Raw genomic sequence first — 2,913 nt, 5'->3', positions numbered from 1 at the left:
AGACGCGTGAGCGCCGCGGCCAGCCCCGCCGCATCATCGGACGCCGTCAAAAAACCTTCCCGCCCTTCGCGGACAATCTCATCCACGCAGCCCACCCGGCTCGCCACGACGGGCCTGCCGGAGGCGAGATACTCGAAGAGCACCCGGCTCGTTCCCTCCGAGCGTTTCGAGGGAAAGCACAGCGCATCGCAGGCGGAAAACACCTCTCCCAGCTCCTCGACATAGCCCGGAAAAACAGTCCGCTCGCGGACCCCCAGCTCCCCGGCCAGAGACTCCAGCGCGGCCCGGTCCTCGCCGTCCCCGGCCAGGACCGCCCAGGGGGGCTCGCCGGGACCACTCTTCATCTCCGCAACCGCCCGGAGAAGAACATCCTGCCCTTTCATCCAAAAGCGGAGACTCCCGGCCATCCCCGCCACCCAGGCGCCCTCGGGAATGCCCCATTTCCGCCGGAAGGCGGCACCGTCTCCCTTCGGATCATACCGGGAAGCGTCGGCCCCGCCCATGACGGTTTCGCACCCCGCGGCCGGCAAAAAACCATCTTCCAGATACTGCTGGCGGATTTTCTCACAGACCGCGACAACGCGATTCGTCCCGATCCGGTAGAGCCACCGGTTGAACCCGTGCCGCCGGACAGGCCGGAAGATGTGCCGGCTTCGGACCAAGGCCGGCCCTCCGCCGAGGGGCCAGGAGGCCGCGCTGAGCCAGTGCTCCACACCCCGGTGCACATGGATCACATCGGCGTCCCGCTCGGCCGCGAGCCGGCGCAGCTTCCGCAAATCCCGGAGGTAACTGAGGGGCTGGAAGCTTCCACTCGCCTCGATGAAATCCACCTCCCGGACGCCTTCCCGGAGGGCACGCTCGGCCACATTGCGGCCCCCGTCCACCTCCCGGCAGACCATGAGAACGCTATGTCCCGCATTCTGAAGGCCGAGGCAAAGGGCGACCGCCGCCCAGGCGTCCGAACTCCATCCCCGGCAGGTGACCACCTGGAGGACAGAGAGCGGACGGTGTGTGTCCTCTATCATCTAAGAGCTACCCAAGCCGGGAGAGGGCGGCTGCTCGGTGGAGAACTGCATCTCGTAGAGCTTCTTGTAGAGGCCGCCCGCGGACATCAGTTCAGCGTGCTTGCCCTGTGAGACGATCCTTCCCTCTTGCAGGACGGCGATGGCATCCGCCGCACGCACGGTAGACAGCCGGTGAGCCACGACGATCGTGGTCCGGTCCCGCATCAGGCGATTGAGCGCATCCTGAATCAGCTGCTCGCTTTCGGCGTCGAGGGCGCTCGTCGCCTCATCGAGGAGAAGGATCGAGGGGTTTCGCAATACCGCCCGGGCGATGGCGAGGCGCTGCCGCTCGCCGCCCGACAGGCGGGCGCCGTCCTCGCCAATGGGGGTATCGTACCCGTGCGGGAGGCGGGAGATGAACTCATGCGCGTGGGCAAGTCTGGCCGCTGCTTCCACCGCCGCCATGTCGACTGCGCCATTCATCGCATAGGCGATATTTTGCGTCACGGTTCCGCTGAACAGCACAATCTGCTGGGAGACGGAGGCGATCTGCTTTCGGAGGCTCGCCAAGTCAATTTCCGCGCCGTCCACACCGTCATAGATGATGCGGCCGGCGGTGGGAATATAAAACCGCGGGATCACGTCCAGAAGGGTGGTCTTTCCCGCGCCGCTCATGCCCACCAGGGCGAATATGGACCCGGCGGGAACTTCAAGGTCCACTCCCTTGAGGACAGGACTCTCGCCATAGGAAAAATCCACCCCCTCAAAACGGATGCTCTTCGAGAGGCGCCCCATCTGGTGGCCGGACGGCACGATCACCTCGGGCGCATGGTTGTCCATCATCTCGAATACGGCCTGCGCTCCCGCCACCCCTTCCATCAAGGTGTTGTAGACGCGGGCAAAAGCCTTGAGGGGGCTATAGAGCATCCCGAGGGCCACCAGAAAGCTCGACAGCTGGCCCGCCGTGAGCTCGCCGCGAATCACCAGAGAGGCGCCATACCACAGGACCAGTCCCCCCAGGACGCCCCCAGTGACTTCCACCAGCGGCGGCCCCAGCGCCCTGAGCCGAAGCGCCTTCATGACCGTCCGGAAGAAGGAAAGGTTCGCGCGCGCGAAGCGTTGTTCTTCATAATCCTCCGCCCCGAAAGTCTTGACCACGCGCATGCCGTCGTAGGTCTCCTTCATCAGCGAGCTGATGTCGCCCATCCGCTCTTGAGTGCCCCGCGTGATCCGGCGGATTTTCTCGCCCAGCCCCGCGATGAGGTATCCCACCGGCGGCACCGCGACAACCGCAATGAACGTCATCCATGGGTTCTGGTACAGGGCAACGCCGAGGAGGCTGAGAAAGGTGAAAAAGTGCCTCCCCATGTCCCGGATGGCATTCGAGGCCGCCTTCTGCATCAGGGAGATGTCAAAGGTAATCTTGGCCATCAGTTCGCCAGTGGCCTTCTCGTCGAAAAATCCGAGAGGAAGCCGGATAAAATGGTTGTGCAACTCGTTCCGGACATCCATCACGACGCGCTGGCCCACCCAGTACATTAAATAGTTCTGTCCATAGGCGAGAATTGCTTTCGCCATGTAGACGAGCACGATTCCCGCGGCGAGATAGAACGCGATTGACATATTTTTCCCGATAAGGACATCGTCCACGGCGTACCGGACCAGGAGCGCCGGAACAGCGTTGAGGGCGCCCACCACGACGGTGCACAAAATCGCTACCACAAACCGCCCCCGGTAGGGGATAACGTAGTCCAGGAGGCGGCGGTAGACCTGACTTTTGGACACTTTCACCTCCTCCCCCTGGCCGGCGTTTTCTCTTCTTCCTCTTCCTCGCAAAGCTCCGCATAAATGGCTTCGATGTCCAGGGCCCTTCGGGTGCGCCCGAACTGATCCTCGGCAAGTTCCCGCC

Annotated in this window: 2 protein-coding genes; both read right to left on the bottom strand. The window is 63.6% G+C overall.

The features are described 5' to 3' along the window. On the bottom strand, positions 1-1,025 hold a 1,025-nt coding region (locus tag O2807_14135), incomplete at its 3' end, for a glycosyltransferase (GenBank protein ID MDA1001641.1). Then, entirely contained in the window at positions 1,026-2,789 is a 1,764-nt protein-coding gene (locus tag O2807_14130; protein ID MDA1001640.1) for an ABC transporter ATP-binding protein, read from the bottom strand. Positions 2,790-2,913 lie beyond the last annotated feature (124 nt).

The sequence above is a fragment of the bacterium genome (genome assembly GCA_027622355.1).
GTDB lineage: Bacteria > UBA8248 > UBA8248 > UBA8248 > UBA8248 > JAQBZT01.
This window is presented reverse-complemented; position numbering and strand designations above follow the sequence as displayed.